The following is a 15,197-nucleotide window of genomic DNA, read 5'->3' on the forward strand; positions in this document are numbered from 1 at the left end:
TATGACTCTGGCCGATGCAAATTCTCTGGTTTCCTCAGTTCGCCCTGCAGCAGGCTGGCAGAGAGCGCTGAACGGCTTGATGTTCCTGCTGCTGCTGGGGGTTCCCCTCTCGTGGACAGGCCACTTGCAGGGCTGGGATCCCAATCTGGTCTTCCTTTGTGCGGCCTTGGCGGTGGTGGCCTTGGCGAAGTTTATGGGTCAAGCCACCGAGGAGATCGCTGCCTTGACCGGGCCGACGATCGGGGGACTGATCAACGCCACCTTTGGCAACGCCACCGAGCTAATCATTGGCCTGGTGGCGCTGCAGGCGGGACTGGTGGAGGTGGTGAAAGCCTCCATCACCGGCTCGATCATCAGCAACCTGCTGCTGGTGGCCGGGCTGGCCATGTTTTTGGGCGGCATTAAGTTTCGCGAGCAGAGCTTTCGGCCCGAAGTGGCGCGTATGAACGCCTCGGTAATGAACCTGGCGGTGGTGGCCCTGATCTTGCCCAGCGTGGTCACCTATGCCGACGCCAACTTGGGCGCGCTCTCCATCCAAGAGCTCTCTACAGCGGTGGCTTTGGTGCTGATCGGGGTTTATGGCCTTACCTTGCTGTTTTCCCTCAAAACCCACAGCTACCTTTACACCATTCACGAGGCAGAGGCGGCAGAACATGAAGCCGCTGCCCGTCTCGCCCCCAATCCGGTTTTGCAGGCAGAGGGATCCATTCCCCAAGTGTTGACGGCCCCGCCCGAGCGGGCCGGTTTGGGGTTTTGGCTGTTGGCCCTCTTGGGGTTGACGGTGTTGGTGGCGCTGGAGTCGGAACTGTTGGTGAGCACCCTGGAGCATACTCTGGAGCACTTGCACATTACCTCGCTGTTCATGGGGGTGATTTTGCTGCCGATCATCGGCAATGCGGCCGAACATGCGACGGCAATCACGGTGGCCATGAAAGACAAGATGGATCTCTCCTTCTCAGTATCTCTGGGCTCGACGATGCAAATTGCCCTGTTCGTGGCGCCTCTGTTGGTGCTGGCCGGGAACGTGCTGGGCCAGCCGATGAACTTTAACTTCGGCACAGTGGAGCTGGTGGCCATTGCCGTCTCGGTGTTGCTGGTCAACTCCGTCAGCAGCGACGGTCGCTCCAACTGGCTGGAGGGGCTGTTGCTCTTGGCCACCTATGCCATTCTCGGCATTGCTTTTTTCTTTTTGGAGTGAGGTTGTTCAAGTACTCCACACCGCGGACGCAAACGATTCATGTTGCGCCAGCTGCGACCGGTAGATAAGTCGGGGAAAATGGGATCCCTGCTGTGGCCGCTCCTTTTCGGCGCGTCCCTCGCCCTATCTCCGGCCATCGAGCCTGCCTGGGGGCAGGAAACTTCTCAAAACCACGGCACCGCCTCCAACGTGCCTTTGCTCAGCCGCTTGGATGCTCTGGAAGAGCTGCGGCAAGCGCTCAGCCTGCCCACCGCTTCCATCCAAACGGAGGCCGTGACACTGGATGGGCGGCGGCTGTTCTTGGTCGCCGCGCCACAGGGGGATCCCGGCAGCCTGCCGCCGGTGTCGCAGCGGGCCCGCTCCATTCCCAACAGCGCCATTCGGGTGGTGGAGAACCTCTCCAACGGCTGGTCGCGGGTGGATCTGGGGATCGTGATCGCCTACGAAAACGACCTGGAACAGGCCATCCGCATTACCGAGCAGGTGGCTCTACAGATGTATCGGGAGCCGGCCTGGCGGGACAAGATCCGCGAGCCCCCCGAGATGCACGGCGTCGATGACCTGGGGGAGCGGGGGATTACATTGCGCATCTGGATCAAGGTGCAACCGCTGCAGCAGTGGCGGGTGACGCGGGAATACCGCCGTCGCCTCAAGCATGCCTTCGACCAAGCCGGGATCCAGATCCCGTTTCCGCAACAAGCCCTCTGGTTCCGCAGCCCACTGGAGATGCGCATCCAGGGCCTCAGCCCGGAAGAAACCCACCGCCTTTTGCACCCAATGGAGTCACGCCTGAGCAACCCCGATCCCATTTCTGAGGAGCGAGCCGGCCAACTTCCTCCCTAGCTGGCCATCGCAGCTCCAAGGGGGCCAGGCGGCTACTCGTCGCCGATGATTTCCGGCTCGGTCAGCTCATCGGACATTTCGATGATGGCGCGGCGAATGGGCTTCATCCAGCCCTCTTCCACATCGTTGGGGTCATCGTAGCGGCGACGCTTGGCCCGATTGGCCACCTGCACTGTGATGCGATAGCGGTTTTTGGAAGCGTTAATTAACGCCTCTACCCGACGCATCAGCTCGTCGTTGTCGATGCCCAAGTGAGGGTTACGCAAGGTCATGGTCGGCGTCTTGTTACCAGGTAGCCTTTTATCTTAGCAAACCTCTCGCAGCTCATAAGGGCGTCAGCCCGGCCCAGGGCGAGGGATCCCCGATCAAAACCAACGCCCCGCCGACTTGCGCACTGCAATCAAGCTGCTGCTGGTGCCCAGAAAAACCCCCATCCCCAGCAACAGCAGCGGCAGAAACCAAAACTCCGCCTGGCCGGGATCGGCCTGCATCACCTTGAGGAAGGGCAGCGCAATCAACTGCTCCAGCGCCTCCTGCAGTAACTGTTGGGATCCCAGAACCAAGCCCCAAGCCCCCAGCGCACTGACTACCCCGAACAGGCAGCCCTGCAAAATAAAGGGCAAGTAAATCCAGGTCGCCGTCGCACCCACCAGTTGCATCACCTCAATCTCCCGCCGCCGCGCCATGACAACCAGGCGAATGGTGGTAGTGATCACCGCCACTGCCGTCAGGGCCAACACCCCGGTGATGCTCAGGGATCCCAGACGTAGCACCTCCTGGATTTGGGCCAGTTGCTCCACAATGCGGTCGCCGTAGTACACCTCGTCTACCCCCTCCAGTTGGCGGATCTGCTCGGCCACTTGACCTAGGATCTCGGCAGAATCGGCCTTGACTCGCAGGGCATCCACCAAAGGGTTATCCCCCAACTGGGTCTCCAGGGCCGCCTCATCCTGGATCCCCATCTCCAGCAAAAGGTCGCGCCAAGCTTGCTCTTTGGTGATCACCCTCACCTCCGCCACATGAGGCAGTTGGGCCACTTGGGGCTGCAAATCCACCCCCCGGCGTTCCGGCTCCAGATAGACGGAGATCTCCAGTTGCCCCCCCAGCGACTGGACCGTTGCATCCACCCCCCGAGACAGCTCCACGCCGATCCCCACCAGAAACAGCAACACCAACAGGGTGCTCACCGCCGCCCAGTTTAGCCAGCCTCCTCGCCGCAACCCCAAAAAAGTTTCCTGCAGGAGGTAGCGGATTTTGTTGAGAAATCGGGAGAGAGAGTGCATGCTGCCTACCGTCCAAGAGTTTGCCCGCTCTAAGCTTTAGCGTCGCAGTTGTGGAGAGGAAGATGGGGCTGCGCCGCTCTGGCGGGAGCCCCTCAGCGCATATCGTACAGATGTCCTCCCTCCAGGCGCACCACCCGGTGACCCGCCCGCTCCACCAGATAGGGGTCGTGGCTAGTCATGAGGATCGTCACGCCAAAAGAATTGAGCCGCTCCAGGATTTGGAGCACCAATAGGGAGTTTTCCCGATCCAGATTTCCCGTCGGCTCGTCGGCCAGCAACAAGACGGGCATGTTGACAATGGCGCGGGCCAAGCTGAGGCGCTGTTGCTCCCCTCCCGAAAGCTCGTCCGGGAAGCAATCCCGCTTCTCGGTCAGCCCCACCATCTTCAAAGTCGGCCCCAGGCGGCGGCGAATCTCTGCTGGGGAAAGTCCCTGGGCGCGCAGCACAAAGGCCACATTTTCCGCCAGGGTGCGATTGGCCAAGAGGCGATAGTCTTGAAAAACCACCCCCAAGCGCCGCCGCAACATTGCTAGGGGGCGGGGCGGGATGCGGTAGGGCCGCCGCCGACCTTCCGAAGAAAACAGACACACCCCATCCACTATCACCGTGCCCTCGGTGGCCTGTTCGGCCCCGTAGAGCAGCCGTAGCAGGGTGGACTTGCCCGCCCCCGACACCCCGGTTACGAACACAAACTCGCCGCGGCGCACCTCCAAGTTCACATCTCGGAAAACCCAGTTGCCGTTGGGAAAGACCTTGCTCACCCCCCGCAGCGACACCATGCTCTCAGCGCTACCTAGGGCTGGCAGGGATCCGGTCTGGGGCTTGCGGTAGAGGCCCAAGGTGGTTTCTGGGTCGGTTGGGACGAGGAGGGAGGGGTTTGGGGCTGTACCAGCCCAAGGGTGAAGGCGGGGAGCGTAGCCGATGTGCTGACCAAGCATCGTGGTAAAGCGCCTAGAGAGAAGGGAACGAGTGGAGCTGCCAGGCTAGGAGCGCGAGGGAGAAGAGCATGACTCTAGTCAATAATAAGCTCAACTATACTGAAAATAATGTATAATATGTTCAGTACGGATTACTACCAGTTGATCTTTCTGTTTACTTTCGAGTCTGCCAACATGGTAGCCAAAGCAAAGCAGAAAATTGGTAGTAAGACGACACGGAAACTGCGCTTTGGGTATTCTACTCAAAGCTTTGCGGGATACCGCCATTCTGTTTGGACTCCGTCCCGCTAACGCGAATGGAAACAAGCAGAATGCTATCGCTGCATAGTTGAACAGTGATGTTCAGCAGTGTTCAGCGTAAATGTATCAGCGATCCCACAGCACCCGCCAGGCAAACCTGGGCAAAGCCAACATGCGTCGCCAGCGCCAAGGTTCCTGATAGAGACGATACAACCATTCCAGGTGATGGTCACGCCACCAGCGGGGGGCTCGCCGTTTTTGGCCGGCCCAAATGTCGAAGCTGCCCCCCACCCCCATCCAGATGGCCTGGGGCAAGAGGCTGCGCCATCTCTGGATCCACAGCTCCTGCCGCGGGGATCCCAGCCCCACCCACACCAGTTGGGGTTGGATTTTCTGGAGAGCTTGCAGAAGTTTTTCCTCTTCGGCGCCAGAGAAGTAGCCGTGATGGCCCCAAATGGACAGAGAGGGAAAGTGAGCTTGCCACTGCTGAACCGCTGCCCGGTTGACTGCCGGCCTTCCTCCCACCAAGGCCAAGCGCCACCCCCGTTCTGCTGCCCGCGAGATCAAAGCTTCGGCCAGCTCGATCCCCGGCACCCGCTGGACACGGATCCCCTGCCGCCGCAAAGCCCACACCACCCCCGCCCCATCTGGGATCACCAGCTCAGCCTCCTGCAGCACTTGGGCAAAGGCCGGATCCCGCTGCGCCTGCATGATCATCTCCGGATTGCAGGTGACTACCTGAGCACCCAGGCCCTGGCTGATGCGGGCTTCAATCCAGGCGGTATAGCTCTGCAGATGGGTTTCCGGCAGGGTAAGGTGCAGGTTGACGCCCAAAAGGGAGTAGGTTACCAACGACATTGCCACGGGCCTAGGGAGAGAACTTGCTTCCCAATCCAGATTGTGCCAACAAAAAAGAGCGCTATCCTTCGGGGTGAGATAGGGATTCCATGCTCTCTGAACAGCCTTCTACAAGCGTCTTGGCCCCCCGCGAGGGGCGCTGGCTCTGGCAGGGCCAGTCCATCCGCTACCAACAGGCGGGATCCGCCGGCCCGGCGGTGGTGCTTATCCACGGTTTTGGGGCCAGCAGCGACCACTGGCGGAAAAATTTGCCGGAGCTGGGGCGGCACTGCCGCGTGTACGCCCTTGACCTCCTGGGATTTGGGGGATCCGCCAAGCCCTTGCCGGGATCCCCTTTCCCCTACACCTTTGAAACCTGGGGCGCCCAGGTGGCCGATTTTGGGCGGGAGGTGGTGGGGGAGCCAGCTTATCTGGTGGGCAACTCCATTGGTTGCATTGTGGCCTTGCAGGCGGCTGTTTTCGAGCCAGGCCAGGCCTTGGGGGTGGCGATGTTGGATCCCTCACTGCGGCTGTTGCACGAGCGCAAGCGTCGCCAGATCTCTTGGCTGCGCCGCCGAACCACCCCCCTCATCCAGTCCTTGCTGGGGTGGCCCCCCTTCGGCCGGTTTTTCTTTGCCCAGATAGCCCAGCCCTGGGCCATTCGCAACATCCTCCTCCAAGCGTATGGGCGCAAGGAAGCGGTTACGGAAGACCTGGTGCAGCTTTTGCTGCGACCGGCCCTCGATCCGGGAGCGGCAGAGGTGTTCTTGGCCTTTGTGCGCTACTCCCAGGGGCCCTTGGCCGAGGATCTCCTGCCGCAGGTCACCTGCCCCGTCCTCATCCTCTGGGGAGAGGTGGATCCCTGGGAGCCCATTGCTTTGGGGCGGGCCTTGGCCGAGTTCCCCTGCGTGGTGGGGTTCATCCCCCTGCCGGGAGTTGGCCACTGCCCCCAAGACGAGGCCCCGGAGCTGGTCAACCCGCTGCTGCTGGCTTGGATCCGGGATCCCACCCGAAAACCTGAGCTCGGGATCCCCTAGCAACTCCCGCGAGGAGGAAGGTCTGGGTTCTCCCGCCTAAGAGCGACCGAGGTGCTCCAGTTGATCCAGGTTGGGGCCGCTCAGCCGGAAGGCCTGGCCAAACCCCTGAATGAAGCTGCCGCCGGTGGGGGTGATCTGGCAGAAGTGGAAGTCCGCTAGGCCCAGGATCATCTCGGCAATCTCGTACTTGGCGCGATAAAGAGCCTCGAACCCCTGGGCTTGCGCTTCCTTGCGGCTGAGGAACTGGGCTTTTCCGCTCACCATCACCCGCGGCAAAGCGTGGTTGCTGCGGGGATCCCCCGGCGTGGGCGGCTCGTGGATGAGCAGGCTGGCTCGCGGATCCGCCCGCAAAGCCTGGGTGTGGGAAGAAAGGTCGCTGATGACAATGGCAAAGCGCAAGGGATCCCACTGCACCACGAAGGGCACCAACGATACCGCCGGGGATCCGTGATCCAGCACCGCCAAGCTGGCCACCGGCTGGCCCTCCAGCAGCGCCTTCAACTTTTCCTGCGCCGACATCGCTTTTTCTCCCATTGCCCCTGCTATTATCCCCAAGCCCCCCTCGTTTGAGAAGGGTTGGATCCCTGGGATAATATCCATTGCCCGTTTGAGCAGCCCGCACCACCGGGAGCAACGTTTTTCGACATTTTTCAACCCTATCGACGTCGATACATCCCGATGTATTGTGACTATCTTGTTCAGATCCTCACGGCTCGCGTTTACGACGTCGCCCAAGAAACCCCCCTGGAGCCGGCTTTTAACCTCTCCCGCCGCCTGAACAACCAGGTCTGGCTCAAGCGGGAAGATCTGCAGCCGGTTTTCTCCTTTAAGCTGCGGGGGGCCTACAACAAGATGGCCCACCTGCCTCCGGAGCAACTGGCGCAAGGGGTGATCGCGGCCTCTGCGGGCAACCACGCCCAAGGGGTAGCCCTGGCAGCGCAGCGGCTGGGCACCCACGCGGTCATCGTGATGCCCGTCACCACCCCCCAGGTGAAGATAGACGCGGTGCGGGCGCGGGGGGCCCAGGTGGTCTTGCACGGCGACACCTTTGACGATGCCTATGCTCACGCGCGGCAACTGGAAGCCGAGAAAGGTTTGACCTTCATCCATCCGTTCGACGATCCCCTGGTGATCGCTGGCCAGGGCACCATCGGCATGGAGATCCTGCGCCAGTCTCAACAGCCCATCCACGCCATCTTCGTCGCCGTCGGCGGGGGCGGCCTGATCTCGGGCATTGCCGCCTACGTCAAGCGCCTGCGCCCGGAGATCAAAATCATTGGGGTAGAACCGCTGGACGCCGACGCCATGTACCGCTCCCTACGAGCTGGCCGAAGGGTGGGCCTCTCTCAGGTAGGCCTGTTTGCTGATGGGGTGGCGGTGCGAGAGGTGGGGGAAGAAACCTTCCGCCTCTGTCAGCAGTACGTGGACGAGATCCTCTTGGTGAGCACCGACGACACCTGTGCCGCCATCAAGGATGTCTTTGAAGATACCCGCTCTATTTTGGAGCCCGCCGGCGCCTTGGCCATTGCCGGCCTCAAAGCCTACGTCAGACGCACCGGCATCCAGGGACAGACCCTGGTGGCGGTGGCCAGCGGGGCCAATATGAACTTCGACCGCCTGCGCTTTGTGGCCGAGCGAGCCGAGATCGGCGAACAGCGGGAGGCCATTTTCGCCGTCACCATCCCCGAAGAGCGGGGCAGCCTGCGTCGGTTCTGCGCCCACATCGGCCAGCGCAACCTCACCGAGTTCAACTACCGCATTGCCGATACCCACGAAGCTCACATCTTTGTCGGCCTACAGGTGCGGGATCGGGCCGATGCCCAGGCAGCGGCCCTGGATCTGGAGCGGGCTGGCTTTAAGACCTTGGATCTCACCGACGACGAGCTGGCCAAGCTGCATCTACGCCACATGGTGGGGGGGCGCTCCCCCCTGGCCGAGAACGAGCTGCTCTACCGCTTCGAGTTCCCGGAGCGGCCCGGGGCCCTGATGCAGTTCTTGTCTTGCATGAGCCCCAACTGGAACATCAGCCTCTTTCACTACCGCAACAACGGCGCCGACTACGGTCGCGTCCTCATCGGCATGCAAGTGCCCACCTCGGAAATGCCCGCCTGGCAGCGCTTTCTGGATACCCTGAACTATCGCTACTGGGACGAAAGCCACAATCCGGCCTACAAACTCTTCCTAGCCTAGTCAGTGTCGGCTTGTTGCGGGGGTGAACAAAGTTGTAAACAAAACTTTACAGTCCTATGTAGAGCGCGCTACGCTAGTAGAGAAAAAGCAAGGAGAATCCTATGAGCAGATATCGCTCCGTCGTAGTCGAAGAAGGTGGCCGCCTCAACAACTACGCCATCGAGCCGGAGATGTACGTGGACACCGTTCCGCGGGTGGGCTTCACCGACTATGCAGAGCGCTTGAACGGGCGTTTGGCGATGATCGGTTTTGTTGCCCTGATCCTGTTTGAAGCCTTGTCTGGCACTACTCTCATCGGCTGGCTGCAGTCCCTGGGGCAGTAGAAGAGGGGAAAGCAAGCCGTGGCTTGTGAAATCCGAGGCGGTCAACCTGGGAGTACAGGCGATCTTTGCCTGAACAAGCCCTTCCTTGGCTGACTTTGCACACAAAAGGATAGCTTGGTAGCCCCGCACTTGAGTGCGGGGCGGAAAAGCCCGCTAGCCACTTTAGTCGCTTACCCATGATGGGGGTCGTTGATATAGTTTCATAGCTCAAACAACCTCTTCCTGACTTCTCCCACCAAGACCTCTTTCCTTACTCTTTGGCCAAAAAATAAGATAAACAACCGCTAGCCCCACAGCATGGTTGTAGTGATTGTACCGTTGACTTTCCTCTCGCATTATCGCTTGCCCATGTCAGACTGCGGTTGTCATGCCGCTTGCCAACAATGATGGAGTGCGGCTGTCAGCAGGTTCGAGTCAGGAACAGGGAGCTAGTCCCCCTATTAGAGTACTTGTGTCAACAGTCTAATAAGGTGTACAACTGTGCTTTGTACTATGCGAGACAAGTCTATTTCAAAACGAAGCGATGGGCAAGCTATGGTGAGCTTTGCGCTGAGATGGGGAGAACCCAAAGCAAGCACTTCATCGCAATGTATGTTTCCGCCGCGCAACAGGCCTGTAAGTCTGTAGCTGGAGTGGGTCTATGCCAAGCCTGCTCGACCCCAATCGCTGGATCCGAGAAAAGCTCTAGCAATTGACCACGGAGTCAACAACTGGCTCACGTGCGTTAGCAACTTAGGACATAGCTTCATCATTGATGGCCGCAAAGTCAAGTCCTTTAACCAGGGGTACAACAAGGAGCTGGCTAGGCTCAAGACTCACAAGCCGCAGGGGTTTTGGTTGCAAAAGCTTGACCGAACTACGGAAACCGGCGGATTAAGAAAGTCAGCAGAACCTTGGGGCTTTGCCTTCAGGAACTGTCCAGAGGCGCTTTGACAACGCCGTTACGGGTTCTTTTGTGGACTGCGTAAGAATCCCCCGCCTTTAGGCGGTGGGAGTGTCAACTTCCTCCCCTCTGGCTGTGGGAGAGGGGCTGGGGGTGAGGGATCCAAAAGACTACAATAGCGCCAGCCCATCCTCAAATCCTCTAAACGGGATCCCTAAGGCCGTGATCTCCCTCAACTTACGGCCCAGCCTGGAGTTGACCGATGAAATCTTTGAACAGCTCTGCCGGCAGAACCCTGAGCTGCGCCTGGAGCGCACCGCCAAAGGGGAGCTAGTGGCCATGGCCCCTGTCGGCAGCGAAAGCAGCCGCCAAAACTTGAGCCTCAGCGCCCAACTCTGGCAATGGAACCGCCAAACCCAGCTTGGCGTGGCCTTTGATGCTTCTGCCGGCTTTGCCCTGCCCAACGGGGCTATTCGCTCTCCCGATGCCGCCTGGATTGCCAAGGAGCGCTGGCAGCAGCTTACTCCAGAGCAGCGCCGCCGCTTTGCCCCCCTGTGTCCGGATTTTGTCCTGGAATTGCGATCCCCTTCCGACGACCTGGCTGCTTTGCAGGCCAAGCTGCAGGAGTACCTCGAGAACGGATCCCAACTGGGCTGGCTGATCGACCCGGAAAGCCAGCGAGTTTACGTCTATCGCCCCGGCCAGCCCGTCCAAGTTCTGGAGCGCCCAGCTTACCTAGAAGGGGATCCCGTCCTCCCTGGCTTTGTTGCCGATCTCACCCTAGTCTGGGAATAGTTCCCAGGGAACTTGCCTATGATCGCGCTTAACCTACGGCCCAGCCTGGAGTTGACCGATGAAATCTTTGAACAGCTCTGCCGGCAGAACCCTGAGCTGCGCCTGGAGCGCACCGCCAAAGGGGAGCTAGTGGCCATGGCCCCTGTCAGCAGTGAGAGCGGACTTCGCAATGCCGACCTGCTGGGCCAGCTCTGGCAGTGGAACCGCCGCACGAGCTTAGGACTTGTCTTCGACTCCTCCACGGGTTTTGCCCTGCCCAACGGGGCTATTCGCTCTCCCGATGCCGCCTGGATTGCCAAGGAGCGCTGGCAGCAGCTTACTCCAGAGCAGCGCCGCCGCTTTGCCCCCCTGTGTCCGGATTTTGTCCTGGAATTGCGATCCCCTTCCGACGACCTGGCTGCTTTGCAGGCCAAGCTGCAGGAGTACCTCGAGAACGGATCCCAACTGGGCTGGCTGATCGACCCGGAAAGCCAGCGAGTTTACGTCTATCGCCCCGGCCAGCTCGTCCAAGTTCTGGAGCGCCCAGCTTACCTAGAAGGGGATCCCGCCCTCCCTGGCTTTGTTGCCGATCTCAGCTTAGTTTGGGAATAATCTGCCCCGAGCTGCCCTCTTTTTCCACCAGCCCTTAACCGATGGCTATCAGCAACCACGAACTTGACACTCCCACCGCCTAAAGGCGGGGGATTTTGACGCAGTTCAAAAACGAACTCGCAAAGGCGCTGTCAAGATGCCTCTAGATAGTTCCTTGAGGCAAAGCCTCAAGGTTTTGCTTACTATCTATGATCGCGTAAGCGGGACGAAGTCCTTACAAAAGTTCGTTTTTGTTTAGCGTTGCGTAGCGGAACAGCTTACCTCCGAGGAGCGCCATCGCTTTGCCTTCCTAGGCTCGGATTACGCTCCTCTGTGGACGATCTGGTTGCTTTGCAAGCCACGCTGCAGAAGTACCTCGACAACGGCGCCCAACTGGGCTGGCTAATTGACCCGGAAAGCCGAAGAATCTACATCTATCGTCCCGGCCAGCCAGTACAAGTCCTGGAGCGCCCAGCTTATCTGCAAGAGGATTCTCTGGCTTTGCCCTGGATCTCGCAACCCAACTCTGCTCTCAAAATGAGCAAAGCTCTGTATTCCGGAAAACGGTCAAGTATCACACCAGCAAGCAATAATGAGGGCAAGGCCCAGGGATCCCGACGGAGGTAAGCCTATAGGGATGAGATGTGTAGAGCAAACCCCCAGCAAGCGCGTTTGTCTAGAGCCTGGGGTTCCGCTGGTGGCTGCTGGCGTTATTTTCTTTGTGGCGCTGGCTTTGTGTTCCCTGATTTGGCTTTTTCAGGGGGGATCGCCGTTTCACTTGCCATCGGCTTGATCAGGATACAGTCACCTCTGAAGTGGTCTTTCAACCACTGCTGCCTTTACCAAAACAGATCGAGTTTTATTATGATGTAAGAGGAGCCCGAGTCAAAACTGAAACTCGAACAGACTCCGAAGGAGACGAGACAACCTATTACTACGTTACTCTCATAACTCCTGCAGGAGAAACAAAAGCTTGGTCAGCCGCCAGCGAGAGCGACGCTCGACAACTGGCAACCAAGATCCAATCGTTTCGGATGAGTGCAGAGAGTCAGCTCTTGGTGGCCAGCGATAGTTTTAACTCAGGAGACTTGTTTGCTGCACTTCTACTTTCTCTCCCAGCAGGAATGGTAGGTCTATCGCTAATACCTAAGCTAGGAAGCCGTCGGCTGACCTTTGACCGCTCCTTCTACCAGATCTTGGAGGAGCACCTCACTCCCTTTGGAATAAGGGGGCGGAAAGCTTATTCCTTCAGAGATGTTCAGCAAGTTGTAGTTGAGAGGTCAACAGATTCCGATGGCGATAGTTATTTTTCGGTGAAGGTGAATTTGGCATTGGGAGAGCCTTTATTGTACCTAGGCTTTGGTTCTGATGATAGCAAGGCAAGGGCGGAAGCAGAGCAATTGGGCCAGCTTTTGGGGTGTCCGGTAAAGCTGCCGGAGGCAACGTCTTAGGCTCAGTTTATTCTGAGCCCCCACTTGGTTTTTTGGGGACAAGTCTGGCCAAAGCTGAGACAATAACACCTGTCCACACGCTCAAGGGGATCCCCTGTGCTGCCGAAAGCTGCTCTGTGGATTTTGGGCCTGGGCCTGCTTCTGCGCTGCTTGGTGGCTGCTCTGTTGCCACCGGGCTTTGACGAAGCCTACTACTACCTCTACACCCGCCATCTGGACTGGAGCTATTTTGACCATCCGCCGCTGGTGGCCTGGACAACGGGCTTGGGGCCTGTTTTGACGGGGCAGGTGTCGGCTTTTTCGATTCGACTGGGATCCCTGCTGGCCTACACCGGCTCTTCCCTGTTGCTTTACCTGACGGCGACGCGGCTTTTTTCGCCACAGGCGGGGCTGATCACCCTGGCAACCATCAGCATCGCCCCCATTTTCTGGATTGGGTTTGGGGTGCTGACCCTGCCGGATAGCCCGCTGATGGTGTTTACGGCGGCAACCCTGTGGGTGGCTGCCCAGGAGTTTTTTCCGGCTCCCTTGGCGGAGGGGAAATTGGGGGTCTATGGGGCAGCGCGCTACCGACCGGGGCCGCGGCTGGCGCTGATTGGGCTCTTGGTGGGGCTGGCCTGCCTGGGCAAATACCACGGCCTGGCGCTGGGGTTTGGCCTGGTGCTCTTTTGTCTGCTCAGGCCGGCCCACCGCTGCGCTCTTCGGTCGGGATGGGCGCTCTTGGCGGTGGTGGGGTTTTTGGCGGCCTTCAGCCCCGTTTTAATCTGGAACACCCAACAGGATTGGGTCTCCTTCCGCTTCCAGGGGGGGCGAGCAGTGCCGGAGGCAGGGTATCAACTGCAGGAGCTGGGGCTGACGGTGCTGCAGGAGATGGGGTACCTTTTCCCGACCTTGGGGATCCCTCTGCTGGGGCTGAGCTTGGCCGAGGGTGGGCGGGTGGGGCTGGCGCTGGTTCAGGGAAGACGCCTCACGGATCAGGAGCTGAAACAGCTTTTAATCTTGGCCTGTGGGCTGCCGCTGGTGTTGGCTTTTACCTTCATGGGAGGCTACCGGCCCATCCTCCCCACCTGGCCCATGCCGGGGTTTTGGGTGCTGAGCTTGCTGTTGGGATCCCGCTGGGAACGGTGGCCAGGAGCAAGGCAGCTCTTGGCGGGGACGGCGGTGGCAGTGGGCCTGTTGGTGGCAGTGGGGCTGGCCCATGTGCGCTACGGCCTCCTCCAGGATCCCGGCGGGCTGGGCCTGTGGCCGGTGGAACGGGATCCCTCGACTCAGCTGATTGACATCGAACAGTTGCGGCGGCAGTTTCAGACGGATCCCCGCTTGGCCCAGGCTCTTGCAGAGGCGGATTTTATCTTCACCAACGTTTACTTTTTGGGCGGGCAGATCGGCATGGCCTTGGCGCCGCTGACGGAGAAGCCCCTCACCTGCCTGGATGAAGATCTGCGCGGCTTTGCCTTTTGGTCCCAACCTGAAGACTGGCTGGGCAAAGATGGGCTGCTGGTCACCTCCCAGCTGTTTTGGCCAAGAGCAGGGATCCAGGCTGTCTACGGCACCTACTTTGAACAAATTGAGCCAGTGGCAGAGGTTCCCCTGCGGCGGGCGGGCGCGGTGGCGCAAACCTTTCAGGTGTACCTGGCTCGGCAGATGCGCCAACCCTATCCCCGTCCCTACTCCCGCTTGCGCTAGCAGCCACAGCGAGATACCTTTGGGTTCAACGCAAGAAAAGACAGTCTGGAGAGCATTAGGCAAATTTTGGGCAGCAAGGTTATTCGGTTGGATCTCTAGGAAAGCATACTGGTACTTTGACGACGAATCTAAGGGCATCTAGGCCGAGGCCTTTGTGAGAGGGATGAGCGAAATGCTGGGTAAGCCAACTCATCAAGGCCGGCTTGCTCACCCCGGAAGACTGCGAGCCGTCGCCGGATGGAGCATGGGAGCCCTGGCCAAAAAGCTGTTTTTGGGTGAGCTGGAGCGCCGCTTCTGCGAGCCTTTGCTTTACCCTCCGCAATCGCGTCGCCTAGCCCTGAGCCAAATCGTGCTGGAGCAAGCCCGCTGGCTGGGCCGTTGCCTGGTGAGCGGCAACCTAGAGTACGAAGCAATGGAGCTGCGCTGAGGCTATGGTTGGTTTGCTACGACGTGGTGGACGATAAGCGCCGACAACAGTTGGCCAAGCGCCTGGAACAGTGCTGCCAGCGAGCGCAATACTCCGTTGTTGAATGCCCCCTGGACACTGCCGAGCTGGAAAAGTCGTGGCTGCCTCTGCTCAACCTCGAGGAAGATAGCCTGCAGGCCTACCCTCTGGATGCCACCGCCAAACGACGTACCAAGGTCTTCGGCGGGCCTCTCCCCTACGAGCCGCCGGACTACCTTATTTTGTGAGGTTCTCAGCTTAGCCGAGATTGTAAAGTTTTGGGGCCGATCCATCGGGGGGAGCCATTGCTAGCTTTTTTTGCGGGTGCCATAAGATCTAGTAGCTTTTGCCGGGATTGGCGGGAAAATGCAGCATGACGTCCCCAAAAGAGCGAATTTTCTGAGTTGCGCTTATTCGGGGAAGCGAGGTTAACATCTGTGGCGGGAAGTCTCGGTACTTCCTCGCGAGCGCACCTTGA

At 59.5% G+C, this 15,197-nt stretch carries 18 protein-coding genes and 1 pseudogene; 13 read left to right on the top strand and 6 right to left on the bottom strand.

All coding sequences use genetic code 11. The features are described from left to right. The first annotated feature begins 79 nt into the window (after window positions 1–79). Together cax and ACVW0R_RS08485 are read left to right on the top strand one after the other, a co-directional pair. Window positions 80–1,198 carry a calcium/proton exchanger gene (cax, locus tag ACVW0R_RS08480; RefSeq protein ID WP_011429079.1) on the top strand — a complete coding sequence of 373 codons (1,119 nt, stop codon included), beginning with the start codon at window positions 80–82 and terminating at the stop codon, window positions 1,196–1,198. A 39-nt stretch (window positions 1,199–1,237) separates the two neighbouring features. Continuing rightward, complete coding sequence (locus ACVW0R_RS08485; protein WP_099812601.1) at window positions 1,238–2,041, top strand: mechanosensitive ion channel family protein; 804 nt, start codon at window positions 1,238–1,240, stop codon at window positions 2,039–2,041. 32 nt (window positions 2,042–2,073) lie between these two features. On the opposite strand, the gene ACVW0R_RS08490 is transcribed toward ACVW0R_RS08485, so the two are convergent. The 4 genes from ACVW0R_RS08490 to ACVW0R_RS08505 form a co-directional block, all read right to left on the bottom strand. Next, complete coding sequence (locus ACVW0R_RS08490; RefSeq protein WP_011429075.1) at window positions 2,074–2,313, bottom strand: DNA-directed RNA polymerase subunit omega; 240 nt, start codon at window positions 2,311–2,313, stop codon at window positions 2,074–2,076. A 93-nt stretch (window positions 2,314–2,406) separates the two neighbouring features. Next, a complete protein-coding gene (locus tag ACVW0R_RS08495) occupies window positions 2,407–3,324 on the bottom strand; it encodes a cell division protein FtsX (protein ID WP_457393193.1) in 918 nt (305 codons plus the stop codon). A 92-nt stretch (window positions 3,325–3,416) separates the two neighbouring features. Then, window positions 3,417–4,103, bottom strand: coding sequence for an ATP-binding cassette domain-containing protein (locus tag ACVW0R_RS08500; RefSeq protein ID WP_099813283.1), 687 nt, complete (start codon window positions 4,101–4,103; stop codon window positions 3,417–3,419). 525 nt (window positions 4,104–4,628) lie between these two features. Further along, a complete protein-coding gene (locus tag ACVW0R_RS08505; RefSeq protein ID WP_011429066.1) occupies window positions 4,629–5,360 on the bottom strand; it encodes a WecB/TagA/CpsF family glycosyltransferase in 732 nt (243 codons plus the stop codon). Window positions 5,361–5,449: 89 nt separating this feature from the next. On the opposite strand from ACVW0R_RS08505, the gene ACVW0R_RS08510 reads away from it, so the two are divergent. Then, a complete protein-coding gene (locus tag ACVW0R_RS08510; protein WP_099812602.1) occupies window positions 5,450–6,376 on the top strand; it encodes an alpha/beta fold hydrolase in 927 nt (308 codons plus the stop codon). A gap of 36 nt (window positions 6,377–6,412) precedes the next feature. Here the strand turns inward: ACVW0R_RS08510 and ACVW0R_RS08515 are convergent, their stop codons facing one another. Then, window positions 6,413–6,895 (bottom strand): pyridoxamine 5'-phosphate oxidase family protein, encoded by a 483-nt coding sequence (locus tag ACVW0R_RS08515; protein ID WP_011429064.1) that lies wholly within the window; start codon window positions 6,893–6,895, stop codon window positions 6,413–6,415. A gap of 159 nt (window positions 6,896–7,054) precedes the next feature. Here ACVW0R_RS08515 and ilvA point away from each other — a divergent pair, with 159 nt between their 5' ends. Then, the gene (ilvA, locus tag ACVW0R_RS08520) at window positions 7,055–8,566 is read left to right on the top strand and encodes a threonine ammonia-lyase, biosynthetic (protein ID WP_457501916.1); all 1,512 of its coding nucleotides are present in this window, start codon (window positions 7,055–7,057) and stop codon (window positions 8,564–8,566) included. A 101-nt stretch (window positions 8,567–8,667) separates the two neighbouring features. Continuing rightward, window positions 8,668–8,889, top strand: a complete 222-nt coding sequence (locus ACVW0R_RS08525) for a high light inducible protein (RefSeq protein WP_011429062.1) — start codon at window positions 8,668–8,670, stop codon at window positions 8,887–8,889. Window positions 8,890–9,092: 203 nt separating this feature from the next. Here the strand turns inward: ACVW0R_RS08525 and ACVW0R_RS08530 are convergent. Further along, window positions 9,093–9,225, bottom strand: a pseudogene (locus ACVW0R_RS08530) (IS200/IS605 family transposase); the annotation flags it as partial. A 354-nt stretch (window positions 9,226–9,579) separates the two neighbouring features. On the opposite strand from ACVW0R_RS08530, the gene ACVW0R_RS08535 reads away from it, so the two are divergent. The 8 genes from ACVW0R_RS08535 (at window position 9,580) to cas2 (ending at window position 14,967) form a co-directional block, all read left to right on the top strand. Continuing rightward, window positions 9,580–9,822: a transposase gene (locus ACVW0R_RS08535; RefSeq protein WP_240527388.1), complete on the top strand. Its 243-nt coding sequence runs from the start codon at window positions 9,580–9,582 to the stop codon at window positions 9,820–9,822. A gap of 172 nt (window positions 9,823–9,994) precedes the next feature. Next, window positions 9,995–10,567: a Uma2 family endonuclease gene (locus ACVW0R_RS08540; RefSeq protein WP_414516194.1), complete on the top strand. Its 573-nt coding sequence runs from the start codon at window positions 9,995–9,997 to the stop codon at window positions 10,565–10,567. 18 nt (window positions 10,568–10,585) lie between these two features. Beyond that, window positions 10,586–11,158, top strand: a complete 573-nt coding sequence (locus tag ACVW0R_RS08545) for a Uma2 family endonuclease (RefSeq protein WP_011429060.1) — start codon at window positions 10,586–10,588, stop codon at window positions 11,156–11,158. A gap of 312 nt (window positions 11,159–11,470) precedes the next feature. After that, window positions 11,471–11,764: a Uma2 family endonuclease gene (locus ACVW0R_RS08550; protein WP_011429059.1), complete on the top strand. Its 294-nt coding sequence runs from the start codon at window positions 11,471–11,473 to the stop codon at window positions 11,762–11,764. A 188-nt stretch (window positions 11,765–11,952) separates the two neighbouring features. Next, window positions 11,953–12,588, top strand: coding sequence for a hypothetical protein (locus ACVW0R_RS08555; RefSeq protein ID WP_143596989.1), 636 nt, complete (start codon window positions 11,953–11,955; stop codon window positions 12,586–12,588). Window positions 12,589–12,684: 96 nt separating this feature from the next. Then, window positions 12,685–14,274, top strand: a complete 1,590-nt coding sequence (locus ACVW0R_RS08560; protein ID WP_457501917.1) for an ArnT family glycosyltransferase — start codon at window positions 12,685–12,687, stop codon at window positions 14,272–14,274. Between the two features lie 244 nt (window positions 14,275–14,518). Continuing rightward, entirely contained in the window at window positions 14,519–14,701 is a 183-nt protein-coding gene (locus ACVW0R_RS08565) for a hypothetical protein (RefSeq protein ID WP_457501918.1), read from the top strand. Beyond that, complete coding sequence (gene cas2, locus ACVW0R_RS08570; RefSeq protein WP_041438748.1) at window positions 14,698–14,967, top strand: CRISPR-associated endonuclease Cas2; 270 nt, start codon at window positions 14,698–14,700, stop codon at window positions 14,965–14,967. Before ACVW0R_RS08565 ends, cas2 begins: the two co-directional genes overlap by 4 nt. Window positions 14,968–15,197: the final 230 nt, after the last annotated feature.

Source organism: Thermostichus sp. MS-CIW-15 (assembly GCF_054060575.1).

Excerpts from the sequence above, each read along its gene's own strand:
- ACVW0R_RS08495 (WP_457393193.1), bottom strand. The coding sequence starts at position 3,324 with ATGCACTCTCTCTCCCGATTTCTCAACAAAATCCGCTACCTCCTGCAG.
- ACVW0R_RS08490 (WP_011429075.1), bottom strand. The coding sequence starts at position 2,313 with ATGACCTTGCGTAACCCTCACTTGGGCATCGACAACGACGAGCTGATG.
- ACVW0R_RS08500 (WP_099813283.1), bottom strand. The coding sequence starts at position 4,103 with ATGGTGTCGCTGCGGGGGGTGAGCAAGGTCTTTCCCAACGGCAACTGG.
- cax (WP_011429079.1), top strand. The coding sequence starts at position 80 with ATGTTCCTGCTGCTGCTGGGGGTTCCCCTCTCGTGGACAGGCCACTTG.
- ACVW0R_RS08525 (WP_011429062.1), top strand. The coding sequence starts at position 8,668 with ATGAGCAGATATCGCTCCGTCGTAGTCGAAGAAGGTGGCCGCCTCAAC.
- ACVW0R_RS08485 (WP_099812601.1), top strand. The coding sequence starts at position 1,238 with ATGTTGCGCCAGCTGCGACCGGTAGATAAGTCGGGGAAAATGGGATCC.
- ACVW0R_RS08565 (WP_457501918.1), top strand. The coding sequence starts at position 14,519 with ATGGGAGCCCTGGCCAAAAAGCTGTTTTTGGGTGAGCTGGAGCGCCGC.
- ACVW0R_RS08545 (WP_011429060.1), top strand. The coding sequence starts at position 10,586 with ATGATCGCGCTTAACCTACGGCCCAGCCTGGAGTTGACCGATGAAATC.
- ACVW0R_RS08515 (WP_011429064.1), bottom strand. The coding sequence starts at position 6,895 with ATGTCGGCGCAGGAAAAGTTGAAGGCGCTGCTGGAGGGCCAGCCGGTG.
- ilvA (WP_457501916.1), top strand. The coding sequence starts at position 7,055 with ATGTATTGTGACTATCTTGTTCAGATCCTCACGGCTCGCGTTTACGAC.
- ACVW0R_RS08505 (WP_011429066.1), bottom strand. The coding sequence starts at position 5,360 with ATGTCGTTGGTAACCTACTCCCTTTTGGGCGTCAACCTGCACCTTACC.
- ACVW0R_RS08510 (WP_099812602.1), top strand. The coding sequence starts at position 5,450 with ATGCTCTCTGAACAGCCTTCTACAAGCGTCTTGGCCCCCCGCGAGGGG.